Annotated in this window: 18 protein-coding genes and 3 pseudogenes; 11 read left to right on the top strand and 10 right to left on the bottom strand. The window is 57.9% G+C overall.

The annotated features are described in order from the left end of the window. The 3 genes from OOZ48_RS01305 to OOZ48_RS01295 all read right to left on the bottom strand — a co-directional run bounded on the left by OOZ48_RS01305 (position 1) and on the right by OOZ48_RS01295 (position 3064). Positions 1–711 (bottom strand): Crp/Fnr family transcriptional regulator, encoded by a 711-nt coding sequence (locus OOZ48_RS01305; RefSeq protein WP_269494897.1) that lies wholly within the window; start codon positions 709–711, stop codon positions 1–3. 117 nt (positions 712–828) lie between these two features. Continuing rightward, on the bottom strand, positions 829–2733 hold the full coding sequence (locus tag OOZ48_RS01300) for a heavy metal translocating P-type ATPase (protein ID WP_269494894.1): 1905 nt from the start codon (positions 2731–2733) through the stop codon (positions 829–831). Between the two features lie 91 nt (positions 2734–2824). Then, positions 2825–3064 carry a heavy-metal-associated domain-containing protein gene (locus tag OOZ48_RS01295; RefSeq protein ID WP_269494891.1) on the bottom strand — a complete coding sequence of 80 codons (240 nt, stop codon included), beginning with the start codon at positions 3062–3064 and terminating at the stop codon, positions 2825–2827. Positions 3065–3666: 602 nt separating this feature from the next. Between OOZ48_RS01295 and OOZ48_RS01290 the strand changes: the two are divergent. Further along, positions 3667–3750, top strand: a pseudogene (locus OOZ48_RS01290) (DUF1508 domain-containing protein); the annotation flags it as partial. A gap of 184 nt (positions 3751–3934) precedes the next feature. Here the strand turns inward: OOZ48_RS01290 and OOZ48_RS01285 are convergent. The 5 genes from OOZ48_RS01285 to OOZ48_RS01265 all read right to left on the bottom strand — a co-directional run bounded on the left by OOZ48_RS01285 (position 3935) and on the right by OOZ48_RS01265 (position 8640). After that, a complete protein-coding gene (locus OOZ48_RS01285; RefSeq protein ID WP_269494888.1) occupies positions 3935–4195 on the bottom strand; it encodes a TFIIB-type zinc ribbon-containing protein in 261 nt (86 codons plus the stop codon). Between the two features lie 205 nt (positions 4196–4400). Next, positions 4401–4799 carry a Cu(I)-responsive transcriptional regulator gene (gene cueR / locus OOZ48_RS01280; protein WP_269494885.1) on the bottom strand — a complete coding sequence of 133 codons (399 nt, stop codon included), beginning with the start codon at positions 4797–4799 and terminating at the stop codon, positions 4401–4403. Positions 4800–4818: 19 nt separating this feature from the next. Continuing rightward, on the bottom strand, positions 4819–7317 hold the full coding sequence (locus OOZ48_RS01275) for a heavy metal translocating P-type ATPase (protein ID WP_269494882.1): 2499 nt from the start codon (positions 7315–7317) through the stop codon (positions 4819–4821). A gap of 160 nt (positions 7318–7477) precedes the next feature. Beyond that, the gene (locus tag OOZ48_RS01270; RefSeq protein WP_269494879.1) at positions 7478–7669 is read right to left on the bottom strand and encodes a hypothetical protein; all 192 of its coding nucleotides are present in this window, start codon (positions 7667–7669) and stop codon (positions 7478–7480) included. After that, on the bottom strand, positions 7666–8640 hold the full coding sequence (locus tag OOZ48_RS01265; RefSeq protein WP_269494876.1) for a GlxA family transcriptional regulator: 975 nt from the start codon (positions 8638–8640) through the stop codon (positions 7666–7668). The genes OOZ48_RS01270 and OOZ48_RS01265 overlap by 4 nt, the downstream gene beginning before the upstream one ends. A 96-nt stretch (positions 8641–8736) precedes the next feature. Here OOZ48_RS01265 and OOZ48_RS01260 point away from each other — a divergent pair, with 96 nt between their 5' ends. The 3 genes from OOZ48_RS01260 (at position 8737) to OOZ48_RS01250 (ending at position 11659) form a co-directional block, all read left to right on the top strand. Then, positions 8737–9708, top strand: coding sequence for a GlxA family transcriptional regulator (locus tag OOZ48_RS01260; RefSeq protein WP_269494873.1), 972 nt, complete (start codon positions 8737–8739; stop codon positions 9706–9708). Between the two features lie 165 nt (positions 9709–9873). Then, on the top strand, positions 9874–10986 hold the full coding sequence (locus OOZ48_RS01255; RefSeq protein WP_269494870.1) for an LLM class flavin-dependent oxidoreductase: 1113 nt from the start codon (positions 9874–9876) through the stop codon (positions 10984–10986). A gap of 19 nt (positions 10987–11005) precedes the next feature. Next, positions 11006–11659, top strand: a complete 654-nt coding sequence (locus OOZ48_RS01250; RefSeq protein WP_269494867.1) for a gamma-glutamylcyclotransferase — start codon at positions 11006–11008, stop codon at positions 11657–11659. An 88-nt stretch (positions 11660–11747) separates the two neighbouring features. Here OOZ48_RS01250 and OOZ48_RS01245 read toward each other — a convergent pair whose 3' ends face one another. Beyond that, on the bottom strand, positions 11748–12296 hold the full coding sequence (locus OOZ48_RS01245) for a cysteine hydrolase family protein (protein ID WP_269494864.1): 549 nt from the start codon (positions 12294–12296) through the stop codon (positions 11748–11750). Positions 12297–12754: 458 nt separating this feature from the next. Between OOZ48_RS01245 and OOZ48_RS01240 the strand changes: the two genes are divergently transcribed. The 5 genes and pseudogenes from OOZ48_RS01240 to OOZ48_RS01220 form a co-directional block, all read left to right on the top strand. Continuing rightward, a complete protein-coding gene (locus OOZ48_RS01240) occupies positions 12755–13027 on the top strand; it encodes a metal/formaldehyde-sensitive transcriptional repressor (protein ID WP_269494861.1) in 273 nt (90 codons plus the stop codon). Positions 13028–13067: 40 nt separating this feature from the next. Further along, positions 13068–14033, top strand: a complete 966-nt coding sequence (gene dmeF, locus OOZ48_RS01235) for a CDF family Co(II)/Ni(II) efflux transporter DmeF (protein ID WP_269494858.1) — start codon at positions 13068–13070, stop codon at positions 14031–14033. A 360-nt stretch (positions 14034–14393) separates the two neighbouring features. After that, positions 14394–14630, top strand: coding sequence for an MGMT family protein (locus OOZ48_RS01230; RefSeq protein ID WP_269494855.1), 237 nt, complete (start codon positions 14394–14396; stop codon positions 14628–14630). Continuing rightward, positions 14627–14968 (top strand): annotated as a pseudogene (locus OOZ48_RS18450) (2OG-Fe(II) oxygenase); the annotation flags it as partial. The gene OOZ48_RS01230 and the pseudogene OOZ48_RS18450, both read left to right, overlap by 4 nt. Before the next feature lie 3 nt (positions 14969–14971). Further along, a pseudogene (locus OOZ48_RS01220) lies at positions 14972–15562 on the top strand (DUF3363 domain-containing protein); the annotation flags it as partial. Between the two features lie 14 nt (positions 15563–15576). Here OOZ48_RS01220 and gcvA read toward each other — a convergent pair. Further along, positions 15577–16491: a transcriptional regulator GcvA gene (gene gcvA / locus OOZ48_RS01215; protein WP_269494852.1), complete on the bottom strand. Its 915-nt coding sequence runs from the start codon at positions 16489–16491 to the stop codon at positions 15577–15579. Between the two features lie 264 nt (positions 16492–16755). On the opposite strand from gcvA, the gene OOZ48_RS01210 reads away from it, so the two are divergent. Further along, positions 16756–17193 carry an OsmC family protein gene (locus OOZ48_RS01210; RefSeq protein ID WP_269494849.1) on the top strand — a complete coding sequence of 146 codons (438 nt, stop codon included), beginning with the start codon at positions 16756–16758 and terminating at the stop codon, positions 17191–17193. Between the two features lie 75 nt (positions 17194–17268). Further along, positions 17269–17559 carry a hypothetical protein gene (locus tag OOZ48_RS01205; protein WP_269494846.1) on the top strand — a complete coding sequence of 97 codons (291 nt, stop codon included), beginning with the start codon at positions 17269–17271 and terminating at the stop codon, positions 17557–17559. Positions 17560–17610: the final 51 nt, after the last annotated feature.

Below are 17610 nucleotides of genomic sequence, written 5' to 3'. Positions count from 1 at the left end.
TTATTCGGCCAGCAGCAGCGCGTCGAGATCGAGAATAGTGATCTTGCGCTGTCCGATTTGGTGGATCCATCCGGCCTCTTCGAATTCCCCCAGCCTACGGCTGACGGTTTCGGGAGTGGTGCCCATGAACGAGGCGAGATTTTTACGACTCATGGGCAGGCTGAACGTGGTGGCGTTCTCTTGTTCCGCTTGGGCGGCCAGGTACTGTGCCAGACGGGCATTGATTGACGCTGTGGCAATGGCCGTGATTTGCTTCTCGCTAGTGCCTAGGCGCCGGGACAGCTCGCCCAACACGTGCAGACTGATGTCCGGATATTGAAGCAAAAGCTCGCGCACGTCGGCTCGTTTGATCGTACAGACCTCCGATGACTGCATGGCTTCAGCATAGGAATCATGCTCCGTCGACGAAAACAGAGCGAGCTCCCCCGCAAAATCGCCTGGGTCCAGGATGCGCATAAGCTGTTCTTTGCCGGTATCGGCCAAGCGATACACTTTGATTTTGCCTGTATGGACAATGAACAGCTTATCGGACGGGTCACCGGATCGATGGATGAATTGCCCGCGCTCGTAAGTGCGCATGGTCGCTTTGCCAGCGATCACCGAGAGCGCTTGGGTGGGCAGGTGGTTAAAGATCGGTACACGCGAAACGCACAGGGCGGGCACATGCTCGCGGGTTGTATAAGTAAGTTCTGAAAGAGGGTTGAGGTTCATGCTAGAACACTCCTGTATGACTGGGACTGTTGAGACGAACGCTCCGGCAGATTGGCCGGAGCGTTGCTTTTAGCATCAAGCTTGATTCATGTGACGGCGCTTTTACTGTCCCACGGTTTATGCGGCTTGGCTATTGACGCTGCGGCTCACTGTGCTATGAGAGGTCCGGCCGTTGCTGCCTCGAGCTCGATAGCGTATGAGTCTAACGGCATTGAGTGTCACCAGCAGCACACTGAGCTCATGGACCAGCATGCCCGACGCAAGGAAGATCTTGCCCAGCAGCACGCCGGCGAGCAGCAGGGCTACGGTACCCACCGCCAAGATGGTGTTCTGTTGCATGTTGCGTACAGTGGCTTTGGCCAGGGAATAGGCATGGGCGAACTGATCCAGCCGGTCTGACATCAGGACAATATCGGCGGTTTCCATCGAGATATCAGTACCACCGACACCCATGGCCAGACCGACATCGGCGGTGGCAAGAGCTGGAGCATCGTTGATGCCGTCACCAACCATGGCGACTCGATAGCCCTGGCTTTTAAGTGCATTGACCCACTTCACTTTGTCCTGGGGTAGCAGCTCGGCGTGAACAGCATCAAGGCCTAGTTCATCACCCACCAGTTGCGCCGTATGCCGATTGTCACCGGTCAGCATGATCGTTTTCTTCACGCCGGCCTGCCGTAACTGCTCAATGGCAGCCTTGGCTTCGGGCTTGATCTGGTCGGCGATCGAGATGACTCCTGCCAGTTTCTTGTCGATGGCGATCAGCACGGCGGTATTGCCTGCTTTCTCACGGCTGGTGGCGTAGGCCTGGATGTGCTCGTCGATGGGTACGCCTTGGTCTGCCATGAGCTTGCGGTTGCCGATGGCCAGATGCTGCCCGCCGACGGTGGCGACCATGCCGCCGCCCTTGATGATGGCGACATCCTGAGGATCTTCGTTCAAGGGCAGTTCGCGCTTTTTGGCTTCAGCCACGATGGTTTGCCCCAGATGGTGTTCCGAAAGCTGCTCGGCCTCTGCTACCAGGCGCAGCAGCGTGTTTTCTTCTATGCCCCAGCTTTTCACTTCAGTGACTTCAGGCTTGCCCTTGGTGAGGGTGCCCGTTTTGTCGAAAATGACCAGGTCGATCTTAGAGAGTTTTTCCATGATTTCACCCCCCTTGACGAGCACCCCATTACGCGCACCGTTGCCGATGCCTGCGACCATGGACACGGGGGCGGAGATGACCAGCGCACCGGGACAGGCGATGACCAGGAAGGTCAGGGCCAGTTCAACGTTGCGTGAGAGGACGTATACCAGTATGGAGAGGATCACGATGGTTGGCGTATAGATCTGGGCGAACCGATCGAGAAACTTCTGCGTGGTGGTCTTGGTTTCCTGGGCTTCTTCCACCATTTCGATGATCTTGGCAAAAGTGGTATCGTCGCCCACGCGGTCGGCGGTCACTTCAATGTAGCCGTTGTCGATGATGGTGCCGCTAAACACTCGGTCGCCGATGGCCTTGCTGGCCGGGACGGATTCACCGGTAATGGCGGCTTCAACAATCAGTGCCTGACCCGACACGATGGCCCCGTCGACCGCCACTTTCTCGCCGGAGCGAATCAGTATTCGATCTCCCTTCACCACGTCTTCGACGGGAAGCTTGATGTGGCCTTCCGGGCGAATCGCGGTGGCTTCAGTCGGAGTCTGGTCGATTAGGTTACGCAGGGACGAGCGCGTCTTTTCCAGGGTGCGCGATTCCAGGTACGCACCAAAGATAAAGAGAAAAGTCACCACTGCCGATTCGACATATTCGCCGATGATCAGGGCGCCTATGACGGCGATTGTAACCAGCAGCTCAATGCTAAAGGCCTTCATGCGCAATGCTTGGAAGGCCTTTATGGCGATAAAGTAGCCGGCGAACAATGAGGACGCAATCAGGACATAGTCCTTCCACTGCGAAAGATCGGCCCAGTGCAAACCAAAAGCAATCAGCAGCAACAGGCCGGTGATGCCAGCTATGTGGGAATTTTTGAGGTTTTTCATGTCATGCTCCAGTGCATCCAGCCAGGAGGCCCGATATTGGCCGCTTGTGACGGCCAATATCAGAGGGTCGTTAAAGGCGACTGATGCCGGGTTATGCGACTTTCTTTGAGAGCACTGGATAACCCAGTTTCACGATGGTCTCTTGTACTGTATCGGCCGTGGTTCTGTCTTCATCGAACTCGACCCGGACGCGCCCCGAGTTGAACATCACTTTCACTTCTTGCACGCCGTCGATTTTGCTCACCGTATTTTCGATCTTCTTCACGCAAGACGGACAGGTGAAGGGCTCCATGGTGAAAACGGCTTTTCTCATGCTCATCTGCGTTGTCATTTGTTTGCTCCTTGACGTTTATTGATGGTTTCATCGTAAGACGCAAGGCCGCTCTCAACCATTGACGGGTGACAAGTTTCAAGAGAGATTCAGTTGGAAAGTAATGCAGCTCATTCTCATTAATGATTCTGATACTGCATGCGGGGCGCATTTTGAGCACCCGAACTGGGAGGGTTTTAATATTTCCCACTGAGCACGTATAACCTTACTGAGCAGCTACTTCCTGAAGCTACTATCCAGCGATGGATATACATGATTAGGGCTGCTTGCATGGCGATGCGTGCCTATCGCAGGGTTATCCATGCTGTTGTTCGCCGCGGTTGTGGGTAAGTCGTGTCCGGTTACTGTTTGCAAGGCCCGGTCAGCCAGCGTCTCGATAGAATCAAGATCACTACAAGCAGCAAGGTGCTGAAATGAGACTGTTATTGGCTGTCGTGATGCTGTCTGTTTTGGCTGGATGCGTGGTGTATGACGAAGGATACTACCGGCATCGCGGAGACGGCGGCTGGAATTCGCAAGGGGATGATGACGGTGGCCATAGACACCGTCATCATCGAGGCGACCAGGATGACCAGGGCGAGGATGACTAGGGCCGATCTGAGGGCTACTCGAGCAAGCAAAGCGCACGGCACAGCATTGAGTCTGCGCAGAAGGGGGCGGCAGGCGCGCCGATTACCGAGGAATGACATGGCCCCCGCTGGGAGAGCGGGGCGCGGATAGCATCGCAAGTTGCGAAAGCGTTGTGCCTGCCCGCAATTTCCGCCGCCCCCTCGGGCACGAAGCAAGACGGCTGGACCGCCGGCATCAGGCCGTGCGCCGTGGCGCAATTAGGCGCGGTAGGGCGCCCGGGTTGATCGCCAGGTACTTGAGTCAATCAAAGATTTCATGCCAGAACGATTTCTTTTTGTACCGTTTGTCGTACCCCGAATGTGACCTGTCGTAGTCGCGTGCAGGATATGATGGCTGTTGATGTTGCGGCGCTGGCGAGGCTTCTTGGGCGCTACGTTCAATCAACTTGTCGAGTTCTCCACGGTCCAGCCATACCCCGCGACACTGAGGGCAGTAATCAATTTCTATATTCTGGCGTGAGGACATCGTCAGGTCCGTATCTTTGCATACAGGGCATTTCATAGGTCCATCCTTCTGCTGTTCAGGTAGAAGTAAGGTTGACACAGAAATCCTGCTTTAAGTTCCCCAGCGTGACATGAAGTTTGTAACGGGACGCGGTTCGATTCCGCCTATCCGCTCCAGTTGTCTCCTCCCGAGGTCCAGTAGCATAGGCTTCCTGTGGGCATCCAGTGCATTCGCCAAGCGCGGTCGCACAGTAGTGGCCCAGCTACCTATCGGCTGCGTTCTCGAGGTCGTCCAAAATCGGACAATCGGGACGGTCATCGCCGGAGCAACACTCGATCAAGGTCTGAAGCGTATTGGTAATTTGTGTCAGACTGTCGATCTTCTCGCGCAGCTCTGTTATGTGAGCCGTAGCGATACGTTTCACGTCAGCGTTCTGGCGCGATTTGTCGCGCCAGAGGCCCAAGAGCTCATTGATCTTGGCCACTGGAAAGCCAAGATCACGCCCTCGGCGAATAAACCGCAGCATGTGCACATCAGACGCAGAATAATAGCGATAACCCGACTCCTTACGATTGGCCGGGGGGATCAGTCCGGTTTGTTCATAGTATCGGATCATCTTCGCTGAGACACCTGAGGCGTTTGCCGCTTGCCCGATATTCATCTCAATACCTCCTTTCTATTTACGCCGGGTCCGCCATGGCGTGTATGGGGGCACGGAATCCACGCAAGCGAAGCGCGTTGCCTAGAACGAAGACACTGGAAAGTGCCATTGCCCCTGCCGCAAAAATTGGCGATAAGAGGATGTTCCAGGTAGGGTACAGAACACCCGCCGCCACCGGAATCAGGGCGGTGTTGTAGGCGAAGGCCCAGAATAAGTTCTGACGGATGTTGCCGATCGTCGCCCGCGACAGTGCGATGGCGGTGGATACACCCATCAGGTTCCCCGACATCAACACTACGTCGGCCGCCTCAATGGCGATATCTGTGCCGGTGCCTACAGCCAGACCGACATCCGCTTCGGCCAGCGCCGGCGCGTCGTTAATCCCGTCGCCCACGAATGCAAGTTGCCCGTGCTCGGTTTTTAGCTTACGCACCGCGTCGACTTTGCCTTCCGGCAGGACTTCGGCAATGACTTCGTCAATGCCAAGCTGACGCGCAATGGCTTCTGCCGTGCGGTGGTTATCTCCCGTGATCATCGCCACCTTCAGGCCAAGGTTGTGCAGTGCCTCGATGGCAGCGGGCGTCGTTGCCTTGATCGGGTCAGCGACCGCGACGATCGCAGCCAATTGGCCACCGATGGCCGCATAGAGTGGCGTCTTGCCTTCATTCCCCAGGCGCTCGGCGGTTGCCGCGAAAACGTCAACCTTGAGCCCCAGTTTGCGCATGTAGCGGTCCGCGCCGACCTCAACCCATTCTCCGTTGACTTGCGCTTTCACGCCGAAGCCGGTGATCGATTCGAAGTTTGTGATGCCTGGAATCGCGATCCCCTTGTTGTCGGCCGCCTCGACGATGGCGCGCGCGATGGGGTGTTCGGACTTCGCCTCGACAGCGGCGATCCGGCTGAGTACATCCGGGCGCTGAAAGTCCTCAGCGACTTCGAGGTCGGTTAACGTCGGACGGCCCTCGGTCAGCGTGCCGGTCTTGTCCACGGCGACGACTTTGGCATCCTTCAGCAATTGCAGCGCTTCGCCTTTACGGAAAAGCACGCCCAGCTCTGCACCGCGCCCTGTGCCCACCATGATCGAGGTGGGCGTCGCCAGGCCCATGGCGCAAGGGCAAGCAATAATCAGCACGGCCACGGCATTGACGAGCGCAAAGGTCAGTGCCGGTTGCGGGCCGAAGACGAGCCAGACGAGGAAGGTCAGCACGGCAACACCCATGACAGCCGGCACAAACCACATGGTCACCTTGTCCACCAGCGCCTGGATGGGGAGTTTTGATCCTTGCGCTTGTTCGACCATGCGGATAATCTGCGCGAGGACAGTGGCGCCGCCCACCGCTGTGGCACGGAAAGACAATGCGCCTTTCTGATTGACGGTGCCCCCGACCAGCTTACTGTCCACCGTCTTGGCCACCGGGATGGGTTCGCCGGTGATCATGGATTCATCGACATAGCTTTGGCCCTGCGTGACTTCTCCATCGACGGGAATACGCTCTCCAGGACGCACCTCAATGATGTCACCGGCCACGACGTCGGCGATCGGAATTTCCAGTATGCTACCGTTGCGCTGGACGCGTGCGGTTTTCGCCTGTAGCCCGACCAGCCGCTTGATGGCTTCGGATGTGCGGCCCTTGGCGCGCGCCTCCAGATAACGGCCAAGCAGGATCAACGTGACGATGACCGCCGCTGCCTCGTAATAAACGTTGACGGTGCCAGCGGGTAGTAGCGATGGCGCGAAGGTGGCGACCAGGGAATAGGCATAGGCTGCGAAGGTGCCGACCGCGACCAGCGAATTCATGTCAGGCGCCAGACGAAAAAGCGCTGGAATGCCCTGCCGGTAGAAGCGGATACCCGGCATGACCAGCACCAGCGTCGTCAGTGCAAACTGGATATACCAGTTCCACTGCGCGCCAATGGTGCGCAGGATCAGTTCAGACACACCTGGAATCAGGTGCGAACCCATTTCCAGTACGAAGACCGATAGCGTGAGGATGGCGGCAAGAGTCAGGTCGCGCTTCAGTGCTACGCGCTCAGCGTTCTTGCGCTCGTTGGCGGCTTCTTCGTCGGCGGATGCCTCGGCGTCTATGGGCAGCGCCTTATAGCCCGCTGCCGCGATCGCGGCGATCAGGGCGTTGGCACCGGCGCTGCCATGCACGCTGGCGCGTTCAGTGGCCAGGTTCACCGTGGCCTCGGCCACACCGGGAACAGCTTTGAGCGCTTTCTCGACCCGGCCCACGCACGATGCGCAGGTCATGCCTTCAACCGAAAGATCGATGGTGCTGGCGGGTACGTTGTAACCGGCGCTCTTGATGGTGTCGACGAGCATCTGGCGATCAACGGGACCGCTTGTCTTGATGTCAGCCCGCTCGGTTGCCAGGTTGACGGTGACCGAATCAACGCCTTCCACCTTACTCAAAGCTTTTTCGACGCGGCCCACGCACGATGCACAGGTCATGCCTTCGATCGGCAGACTGATCGCGGTTGTCAACGCGCTTTCCTGTAGGGTCAGGGTATTCAAATCCCACCTCCTTATCGTTCAATTCAAACAGATTAAGAGAAGAATACAGATTCCCACGATTGGAAGGTCAAGCGTAAGAAGCTATGTGCTCTGTGGTAGCTGGACAACAAAGGGCGTAAGCGCTTGTTGCGGTCCGGGTTTTTGGTCCGCACCTCCGTCATTAAAGCTTCACCGATTCGCCGTCCTCAGGGACTTCGACACGATCCGCTACGCCGTTTTTCTGCACGAACTCATGCAGCTCAACCCGGGTTTGCGCCATGTGGTTGATGGCGTCCATGTGCGTGGCGACGATGGTTGCATCGGGCATGGCCTTGGCGGCACGCAGGACATCTTCCTTGTCGCCAAGAATCATCCCGCATTGAATCGGCGTCGATAGTCGCTGGGTGTCAGCCCGACGATACGGGTGAAAACCTTGCGAAAAGCGCCGGTGTCGCTGTAGCCCACGTCCCAGGCGACAGTGTCGATGGGTGCCGCGGTGGTCTGCAACATCTCCCGTGCCCTGCCCACCTTCAGGCGCTGGGTGTAGTCGGTGGTGGTCATGCCGGTCGCTTTGCGAAACCTTCGAAGAAACGTGCGTTCTTCCATGTTGGCCCGCTGCGCCATATTGGCCAGCGAGATATCCTTCGCGCCGGTTTCTTCCAGCCAGTGTTGAATGACCAGGATGGCATCATCACCGTGGGAAAGGCGTGGCGCAAAGGCGCTGTAGTAGCGCTGCTGCCGCCCAGGCGGGTCGACCAGCAGCATTTGCGCCGTATCGATCATCACCGCCGCACCCAGGTAGCGGTCCACCAGGCGCAGGCCTAGATCCGTCCAGGCCATGGCCCCACCCGCGGTCAAGATATCGTCGGAATCGATGATGAGTTGATCGACGTCCAGGCTGACGTCGGGAAAGCGGCCCATGAACTTCTCCGCATAGAGCCAATGAGTGGTAATGGTGCGTCCCGCAAGCAGCCCGGTTTCGGCCAGCAGGAAAGCGCCCGCGCAGACGGAAGCGAGCGTGACGCCCGCCTGATGTCGGGCAAGCAGCCAGTTCAGATAAGGCTGGGCGCATTGGGAAGAGATAGGTTCTTCAAGGCTGGGGGGCAGAATCAGCACTTCAGGTGAACCGCTCTTGGCGGGCAGGGAATCGTACACACGGACCGGCGGATGTTCTGCATCTTTCAGTTGCCAGTGGCTTACGCGGACGCGTGCCATGTTTTCGTTCCCATGCCGCGCCGCCAATTGCTGGGCGAGCACAAATAGATCGGTCAGCCCAAGCACTGCCGCCATCTGAGCGTTCGGGTACAAAACAATCCCGATTTCGATTGGAGGTTTCTTGTGCATGCGTCTGTCATCCAATGGGTCCGGCCATACATCTATTGACCTGAATATATATATTAGATAAATTTAGGCCAATTCGATCGTTCTTTCAAGCTTGCCATGTCTCCCGTTCGTGTTGCTGTTTTTGCCTTTGAAGGCGTCAGCCTGTTCCATCTATCCGTGCCAGGCACGGTATTGAGTACCTTTGACAAGTCCGGGGAGCTACCGGGCTACGAGGTTCGCTATTTCGCCCTGACACCGGGCCGGATGCACAGCGATCAAGGCATGGTGATAGAAGTGAACGATGGACTGGAAGCCTTGAACAAGGCGGACATCGTCATCATTCCCGCATGGAGCGATCCGGAGGTTGTCACGCCAGAAGCGCTGTCCGCCGCGTTGCGCAAGGCGCACAAAAAGGGCAAGCTGATCGTGGGCTTGTGCCTGGGCGCTTTCGCCCTGGGCGATGCCGGCTTGCTCGATGGAAGAGAGGCCACCACCCATTGGGCCGCGCGTGAAACATTTGCCCGGCGCTTTCCGAAAGTCTTGTTTCGCCCCGATGTTCTGTATGTGGATGACGACCACATCGTCACGTCCGCCGGCACGGTTGCGGCCATCGATTGCTGTCTGCACCTGGTGCGGCAGCGGCACGGCTCCGAGGTGGCCAACCACATGGCCCGCCTTCTTGTGACACCGCCGCATCGCCAGGGCGGCCAGGCTCAGTACATCGAGCGGCCGGTGGCCCAATTGCCCAGCGAACACCGCCTGCCCGGCGTACTGGAATGGGCGCGTACCAATTTGTCGGAGAATCTTTCCGTCGATACGCTGGCCGAGGTTGCGCACATGAGCCGCCGGACCTTCACGCGCCGTTTTCGGGAAGCCACCGGCACGACTGTCACCAGATGGCTGAACGCCGAACGGGTGGCCCAAGCACAGCGATTGCTGGAAACCACTGAGCGTTCGGTGGAGTGCATCGCCTCGGAGGTCGGCTTTGGCACGGCCTTGTCGCTGCGCCAGCAGTTTGCCAGCCAGCTGGGCACCTCACCCTCAAACTACCGGCGTACTTTTTTCAACAGCTTGCTCGCTCAAAAGTAAACGTAAACGCAGGCCGGGCCATGGACATGCGGAATGGCCCAAAATCATCGAAGAATGTCAGTCAGGCCCATGTAAGCAAAGGCCTTATTGCGCCACACTGTCAATCATCAGCCGGCTGTCCGCACAGGCACAGCCGAGACGATTCCAATTCCAGAGAGAACGATAGTGAGCCATCCGATCGTGGGCGAGCGCCGGGGCGCAGCGCCTTTTCCCATCTCCATTCTTGACTTCGCCATGGCGGGCCGGGGGCTGAACGCACGTGAGGCCCTGGCCGCCAGTGTCGATCTGGCTCGCCTGGCGGACCGGCGCGGCTTCAACCGCTATTGGGTGGCCGAGCACCATTCGATGCCGGGCGTCACCACCTCGTCGCCGGCCATGCTGCTGGCGCGGCTGGTCAGCGAAACCAGGCGGATTCGCCTGGGCGCGGGCGGCATGATGCTGCCCAACTTCCCGCCACTGGTTGTGGCTGAGCAATTCGGGCTGCTGGCATCGATGGCGCCGGGCCGCGTTGATCTGGGCGTCGGCCGGGCACCCGGCACCGACATGAATACCGCCGCTGCGCTGAGGCGTGGACAAATCGGCGCCGAGGACTTCCCGGCTCAGTTGATGGAATTGCTGGCCTTTCTGGACAATGATTTTCCTGAAGACCACCCCTTCAGGAATGAGGTGTATGCCGTACCCGGCCCCAGACAGGATCATGAAAACGGCGTGCCGCGTTCTTTCGAGCGCCCGCCCGTCTGGCTGCTGGGCTCTTCGGATTATTCGGCGCGGCTGGCGGCGCGCCTGGGCTTTCCGTTCGCGTTTGCCGCGCATCTGGCCGATCAGAACGTGATGATGGCGCTGGAGGCGTATCGCAGCCAGTTTCAACCCTCCGACGTGCTGGATCGGCCGTATGTCATCGCCAGCTTTGGCGTGATGGCTGCGGACGATGAGCGGGAAGCCGGACGCCAGGCCTGGGCTTATTCCCACGCCATGATGCGCATGACCACGCGCCGTTCTTTTGTGGTGCCGACGGTGCAAGAAGCTGAAGCGTACGATTATTCGGCCACTGAACGTCGCATCATGGACATGTGGAATGCGAAGATCATGAGCGGCACCGGCCAGCAGGTTGCCGGGCAGCTCAACACTTGGCAAGGGCGCGTTCAGGCGGATGAGTTGATGATATTGAACCTGGGGCATTCACCCGACGCGATATATCGGTCGACCGAACTCATTGCCGACGCCTACGGCATGCTGCAGAATGTGTTCATACGGGACGAAGAATTTTCGTCGAGTTAAACGAACAAGGATCGTGTCGATGCTTGACCGCAAGTCGCTTGGCGACGGAACGTTTTTGAATGCTTTCAAGGACGCTCCCGGCATTGAATGGTGGCCGGACGAACGCATTGAAACCTCCATGCAAGGCATGCTGGCCAAGCGGGTGCCGGGAGAGCCCGTGTGGATCTTTGCCTACGGCTCGTTGATCTGGAATCCCTTATTCCGGTTCGTGGAAAGTTGTCCCGCTACACTGCCTGGCTGGCGGCGCAGTTTTTGCATCAGGCTGTTGATCGGGCGCGCCTGTCAAAGGCAACCCGGACGCATGATGTCGCTGGTTGCTGGGGGCGCTACGGATGGATTGGCGCTGCGTCTGGATGAGAAAACACTGGAGCAGGAGCTCAGAATAGTATGGCGACGCGAAATGGTGGGCGGCGCTTACCGGCCGGATTGGGCGCCGGTGACGCTGGGGGACGGGCGTATCGTGCGGGCCATTATCTTCAGCGCAGATCCTGGCAGCGTGCTGCATGAAATCGATGATGACGTTGAAACCATCGCGCCCTTTATTGCGTCTGCGAAAGGGCCTTTGGGCAGCAACCGTGACTACGTGCTGCAACTCGATGCCGCCTTGCGACGCCATCGCATCACGGATGGCTATATACGGGAGCTGGCTGAACTGCTGAGTGCCGCCCGATGATTGTTCTGATCGAGTTCGGTCAAGCATCGCGCCCGGCGCGTGTATTCAACAGGCGCCGGGCGCATCCGGCAAAGCACTTTCAAACGGTTCAGGCCGTCAGGTATTCGTCGGTGGACTTGACGGTGCCGTAGCCGAATTCGAATGCGGCCATCATGGCCGCATGTACCTGGGCCGCGGGCACCTTGACGCCATTGAATTCGAGATCCAGTGTGGCGCACGCATCGTGCAGAATCGTGGTCGGATAGCCCATGTCCACGGCGGCGCGCACGATGGCGTCTACGCACATGTGGCTCATCGCGCCAACCACCACGACCTCTTCGACGCCGCGGGTATCAAGCTGCTGCTTGAGGTCGGTATCGCGGAAGGAGTTGATGTGGTTCTTGACAATGACCGGCTCGTCACCGGCGGGCGACACGGACGACTGGATCTCCACCCCATCGGTGCCTGGCACGAAGACCGGCGCTTCGCCGTTGGCGAACTCATGACGGATATGGAACACAGGAATACCGTTTTCCCGTGCGGCCGCGATAGTGCGGGCCGCATTGGCGGCGGCCGCCTCGATGCCCGAAAGGGGCAGCTTGCCGGTAGGCAGGTATTCGTTTTGCAGGTCGACGACAATCAGTCCGCGCTTCTTCATTACTTTCTCCTGTAGGGTGAGTCGATAATCAACGTACCGATATGTTCGCCCGAAGATGAATGCGTGCGAAGTGGCAATCAAGACAAAATCCGGGGCGATATGGACAGCGGCCCACGCTAGCGCAATGTGTCGAGCACCAGCGTCAAGTCCGGAGCAAGCTGCCGGCGTGGTGCAGGTGGGATGGACAGGATTCGGACGGCAGGGCCGAACCGCCCCGGGCTTTGCCAGAATGAATAACAAGCGTTCCCCGAATTTGCTTACACAGCAGCTACACAACCCGGGAACCCAAGATCCCAGTCGGTCATCGCATTCGCGGTGATTCGGTAACGGTGAAACAGCCGTAAACTGCAATTCAAGCTGGATCCGTACATCTGCTATCACGGATGCGCCATTAGCTGGTCCTTGCATAACATACTATATAATATAGCCTCCTATACTATATTTGGATGTTAATTTTCATGTCCCATACATCCCGCCAGAAAGACAAGCTAATCGCCCGGGTCCGTCGAATCAAAGGGCAGTTGGAAGGTATTGAGCGCGCCTTGGGTTCGGAAGCCGCTTGTGCGGAAGTGCTGCGTCAGATCGCATCCGTACGGGGTGCCGTCAATGGGTTGACGACAGAAGTGATGGAAGATCACTTGCGTGAACATGTCCTGATGGCCGAAACCGATAAGGAGCGACACCAAGGTGGCGAGGAAATGATTGCGGTCATCCGGGCTTACATGAAATGACTCTTTGCTTACGCGCCGCTTGCGACATACAGGACTCCTGATGACGACGAACACCATCCCGGCCTCGGGCCACACTCACTTCTTTCTCGGTGGCGACCACCAGCGCAATGAACGCAGGGTGTGGCTGGTCATTGCCCTCACGGCCAGCATGATGCTGGTGGAAATCATTGCCGGCACGCTCTATGGCTCCATGGCATTGGTGGCAGACGGCTGGCATATGTCAACGCATGCCGGAGCCATGCTGATTGCCGTGCTGGCCTACCGTTTTGCGCGCAGGCATGTGGGCAATCCGCGTTTTTCCTTCGGCACCGGCAAGCTCGGTGACTTGGCCGGTTTTGCCAGTGCGGTGCTGCTGGCCCTGATCGCTTTGCTGATTGGCTGGGAAAGCCTGGTACGGCTCACCCAACCGATTCATATCGATTTCAATCAAGCGATTGCGGTGGCCGTCGTGGGGCTGGTTGTCAATCTGCTGTGCGCCTGGCTGCTGAAATATGATCATGCGCATCATGGACATCACCACGGCCACCCTCATGCTCATCACCACAGCCACGATGCCCACCGCACGCCGGGCAAAGGCCGTGACAACAACCTGCGTGCCGCCTACTTGCATGTGCTGGCCGATGCGCTGACTTCAGTGTTGGCCATTGTCGCGCTGCTCGCAGGGCGCGGCTACGGTTGGACATGGGCCGATCCGGCCATGGGCGTCGTCGGCGCACTGGTGATTGTTCGCTGGTCATGGGGGCTGATTCGCGACTCTGGCAGCGTGTTGCTTGACGCCACAACTGAAAGTAGACAAGTGCAGCGGGAGATTCGGGAAGTGCTGGAGCCGACAGGCGACCAGATCACGGATCTGCATGTCTGGCAGGTCGGTCCGGGTCATTTTGCCGCCATCGTCTCGTTGATCGCCCGCAAACCGAAGGAATCCGAGGACTACAAGGTGCTGCTGGCGCCGATCCACGAGCTGTCGCACGTCACGGTCGAAGTACAGCGCACAAAGACTGTGTGAGTGCAGATGTTGCGTTGAAGCGAGCGGCAAATTGAACAGTCAGAGCCTGAACGTGTCGGCAAAAGCATCGCTGCGCGTGCGGCCAAGTGTCAGGTGGTCTTGACCTCAATGGACATATAGCAGCCCATCCAGGCGCAAGGCAGGGAATGACAAGGGCTGTCATAAAGTCTTCATCTCTTATGCACAGGCTTGCTCACAGAATCTGTGGATAAATCCGTGCGAGTCGGCGCAAGCGCCGCCGGGCTGTCGGGCAGCGCCCCGTGCCGACCTTGTCGTCACGGCCGTACGGCTTCCATCCCGCGCCTGCCGCGTGCCTGTCGGCACTTGCCTTCAATGAGCGTTGGGACAGACTGAAGGACGATGCTTATACCTGTTCGACACAGGCGCGCTCGCGCCGTGGATACGGTTAATCGCGCGCTTTCCCCGCTGGTGACCTTTACAGAATTCAACCGCAAGGATTGGAGTTTCGAGGAGTCTTCAGATTTCTATATTGCCATCCCGTGCCACCGCGTGCTGCGCAGTGATGGATCGATTTCGGGCTATCGATGGGGCGTGGATCGCAAACGCGCGCTGCTGGCTGAAGAGGCGGAGCAATGAGTTCAGAATCGATGGAGGCCGCTTACAGCGCAGCCGACCTCGGCCTCTGGAATCAGGTGCACCGATCGCTGAACGCTGATGGCTATGCCATTCTGCCTCGAGTACTGACCATTGCTGAGTGCAGGAATCTCTCGGCACTGTATGGTCAGGATGATGGCTTTCGAACGAAGATTTCGATGGCTCGCCATGGATTCGGCCGTGGGGAATATAAGTATTTTTCTTACCCGCTCCCAGATCTGGTCGATCGACTTCGTCACGAGCTGTTCCCGCGCCTGGCGCCAATTGCCAACGAGTGGAATCGCCAGCTTGGCATACCGGTGCAATATCCCGAGCTGCTCGAGGAGCGTGTAGCCGAAGGACTATGGAAAATACCAAGCGATCTGCCCGAACGAGGCCGCCAATACGACGCGCAGCGGCTGGGCGGTGTGTATGTGGAACTGAAATCGCACCTGCCAATCGATCGGCAAACTCGCGCGATCGGCGCCACGTGGCTGGATCACCAACTGATCGGTGGAGGCAAAGGACTGGGGGATACGGGCTTTGGTGGCGAAGCCAAACAAGCCTTGCAGGAGCGCACCGACTTTCTGGCTGAACAGGGGCTGGTCGAGCGGCGTGGGCAGCGCACGATCTTCGCTCGCAACCTGCTGACGATGCTGCGCAACCGGGAACTGGCGCGGGCTGCGAAGGACATTGCCGCCGACACAGGACTGGAGCATCATCCCTTGTTTGACGGACAGCGCGTGGCCGGTATCTACCGACGCTCGATCATGCTCGCCAGCGGGCGTTACGCGATGCTTGATGACGGCATGGAATTCAGTCTGGTGCCGTGGCGACCGGTGATCGAGCAGCGGCTGGGCCAGCAGATCGCTGCAACAGTGCATGGTGGTAGAGTGTTTTGGGAGATTGGGCGACAGCGCAGCCCTTCCGTTTGAAATTTACTTTGAGATTAGTCATCCGCCTCAGTGATTAACCACTCCCTGAATGCCGCTAATCTGGGTAGATTGGCGCATTCGGGTCGGTAAACGATGTAATAAGACACATTCAACGCAAAGCTGATGTCCGGGAATAGTCTCACCAGGCGCCCGCTCGACAGATCGTCGCGGGCCATGATACTGCGTGCGAGCGCGATGCCGTGTCCCTCGATAGCTGTCTGCAGCACGGCTGCGGAATTATTGATCTGCATGCCGCGTCGGATCGTCGCTGTGTCATTAACGCCAGCTTTCTTCAGCCACTCCTCCCATGTCGGGAAGCCCGCCTGGCCGGCCATCGTTAAGTCATGAATCAGTGTTTCGCGAATTAGATCACCTGGCTCGCTTAGTTGCCTGCGCTGACGTAGCAGCTCAGGAGAGCATACCGGGAAAGCCTCTTCGTCCATGAGTTTGTCGGCCTTCAGGCCTGGCCAGTTCCCCATGCCGTAGCGCACACCGATGTCGATGCGCTGGCCGGCGAAGTCCACCGATTTGTGATTGGTGTCCAAGCGTACATCGATGTCCGGACAAGCGGTTTGGAACCGATCTATCCGAGGCAGCAGCCACTTGGCGGCAAATGCTGGACTTACCGTCACGGTGAGCACCCCGCTTGTTGATCCCTCTTGCAGCCGTTCCAAGCCTAGCGTCAACCGGTCGAAGCCAGTCCGGATGTCTGGTAACGCGCGCTCGGCCGCCTCGGTTGGGCTTAGCCGCGCCTTCCCGCTGTTGCCCCGCACGAATAGCGGCGTACCTAGCCAGTCTTCCAGCGTGCGCACGAGCTGACCGACGGCTGCAGGCGTCACGTTCAGTTCGGCTGCTGCTGCGGAAAAACTCTGGAGGCGGGCGCTGACCTCAAATGCCCGCAAGGCGTTCAGATGGACAGGAGATTTCATTTCAATAAAGATTTTCTTTCAATAGTGGAAAGTTTATCTCATTTGTTCATAAAGAAAAATCAAGGAAAAATCTAGTTTAGGGTCAAGAATTTTTTGTATGCAATTTATTGGTCGACGGTAGCACAGTGACATGGGTGCCGGTGCTATCTGGGACGTCGATGGCGGCGCGATGGTCGACCCTAACTGATACCTAAGGCGCTGGTGCTCCGAGCAGCTTCGTAAATGGTAGATACTCACATTGAATTGTTTTAGAAGGAAATTAGGATGGAAAAAATGACATTTGTTGTAAGTGCCACAAGTGAAGGGATGGTAACGACTGCAACCGCTCGAGAACACAAACTTATGATCGATGCCGACGCTGAGATGGGCGGCGAGGGAATGGGACCTAATCCAATGGAGACCGTGTTGTCAGCACTGGCTGCTTGCGAAAGTATCACTGCCCATATTATTGCCCAGGAAATGGAATTTGATCTGCAAGGCATTGATTTTGACATCACGGCACAACTGGATCCGCGCGGGGTAATGGGCGACCCGAACATTCGTGTCTATTTTGAGAAAGTAGAAGTGAAGGCAGCCTTGAGGACGACGGAGTCCGACGATCGGATCCAGGCGCTGAAGCAAGCCGTTGAACGGCGTTGTCCGGCGTATGGGATGATCAAGGCAGCAAATGTTGAAATGATTGATCACTGGGTCAAGTCCTAAACAATGGGATCGGGCGCCAGATTGAACGGCGCGCGTCCTGCAATGAGTCGATCACTATTCTTATTGGGGAACACCATGACCAAGAACGCAAAGTTGGCCACAGCAGCATCTGTCGCGCTGCTCTCAAGCTTCGCAATCATGATTCTGTTGCATGCCTACGGTCCAGGGCGCGCATTTATGCTGCAATCTGCGTTTGGCGCAACGTACCCGATGTCAGGCATGTGGAATGGCATGGCGTGGATGATGGCGTTTGGCCCCCTTGCGATGATTCTATTTTTTAGCGGCGTGGCCCTCATCGTCTTGCTTGTGCGGTTCCTGACCGAGCGGGGCTGTCGGCACGATGCTCGGTCAGGTTCCGAGGCATGAGCGGGGGCCGTGCGACCGAGGCCGACAAGGCTGCTTTCCTGACGGTAGAAG

It is taken from the genome of Castellaniella sp. S9, assembly GCF_027257175.1.
Taxonomy (GTDB): Bacteria; Pseudomonadota; Gammaproteobacteria; order Burkholderiales; family Burkholderiaceae_B; genus Castellaniella.
Note: the sequence above shows the minus strand (reverse complement) of the source record. Positions and strands in the feature narration are given on the sequence as shown.

Excerpts from the sequence above, each read along its gene's own strand:
- dmeF (WP_269494858.1), top strand. The coding sequence starts at position 13,068 with ATGACGACGAACACCATCCCGGCCTCGGGCCACACTCACTTCTTTCTC.
- OOZ48_RS01270 (WP_269494879.1), bottom strand. The coding sequence starts at position 7,669 with ATGATTCTTGGCGACAAGGAAGATGTCCTGCGTGCCGCCAAGGCCATG.
- OOZ48_RS01305 (WP_269494897.1), bottom strand. The coding sequence starts at position 711 with ATGAACCTCAACCCTCTTTCAGAACTTACTTATACAACCCGCGAGCAT.
- OOZ48_RS01245 (WP_269494864.1), bottom strand. The coding sequence starts at position 12,296 with ATGAAGAAGCGCGGACTGATTGTCGTCGACCTGCAAAACGAATACCTG.
- OOZ48_RS01210 (WP_269494849.1), top strand. The coding sequence starts at position 16,756 with ATGGAAAAAATGACATTTGTTGTAAGTGCCACAAGTGAAGGGATGGTA.
- OOZ48_RS01205 (WP_269494846.1), top strand. The coding sequence starts at position 17,269 with ATGACCAAGAACGCAAAGTTGGCCACAGCAGCATCTGTCGCGCTGCTC.
- OOZ48_RS01230 (WP_269494855.1), top strand. The coding sequence starts at position 14,394 with ATGCTTATACCTGTTCGACACAGGCGCGCTCGCGCCGTGGATACGGTT.
- OOZ48_RS01295 (WP_269494891.1), bottom strand. The coding sequence starts at position 3,064 with ATGACAACGCAGATGAGCATGAGAAAAGCCGTTTTCACCATGGAGCCC.
- gcvA (WP_269494852.1), bottom strand. The coding sequence starts at position 16,491 with ATGAAATCTCCTGTCCATCTGAACGCCTTGCGGGCATTTGAGGTCAGC.
- OOZ48_RS01240 (WP_269494861.1), top strand. The coding sequence starts at position 12,755 with ATGTCCCATACATCCCGCCAGAAAGACAAGCTAATCGCCCGGGTCCGT.
- OOZ48_RS01265 (WP_269494876.1), bottom strand. The coding sequence starts at position 8,640 with ATGCACAAGAAACCTCCAATCGAAATCGGGATTGTTTTGTACCCGAAC.
- OOZ48_RS01250 (WP_269494867.1), top strand. The coding sequence starts at position 11,006 with ATGCTTGACCGCAAGTCGCTTGGCGACGGAACGTTTTTGAATGCTTTC.
- OOZ48_RS01285 (WP_269494888.1), bottom strand. The coding sequence starts at position 4,195 with ATGAAATGCCCTGTATGCAAAGATACGGACCTGACGATGTCCTCACGC.
- OOZ48_RS01300 (WP_269494894.1), bottom strand. The coding sequence starts at position 2,733 with ATGAAAAACCTCAAAAATTCCCACATAGCTGGCATCACCGGCCTGTTG.
- cueR (WP_269494885.1), bottom strand. The coding sequence starts at position 4,799 with ATGAATATCGGGCAAGCGGCAAACGCCTCAGGTGTCTCAGCGAAGATG.
- OOZ48_RS01260 (WP_269494873.1), top strand. The coding sequence starts at position 8,737 with ATGTCTCCCGTTCGTGTTGCTGTTTTTGCCTTTGAAGGCGTCAGCCTG.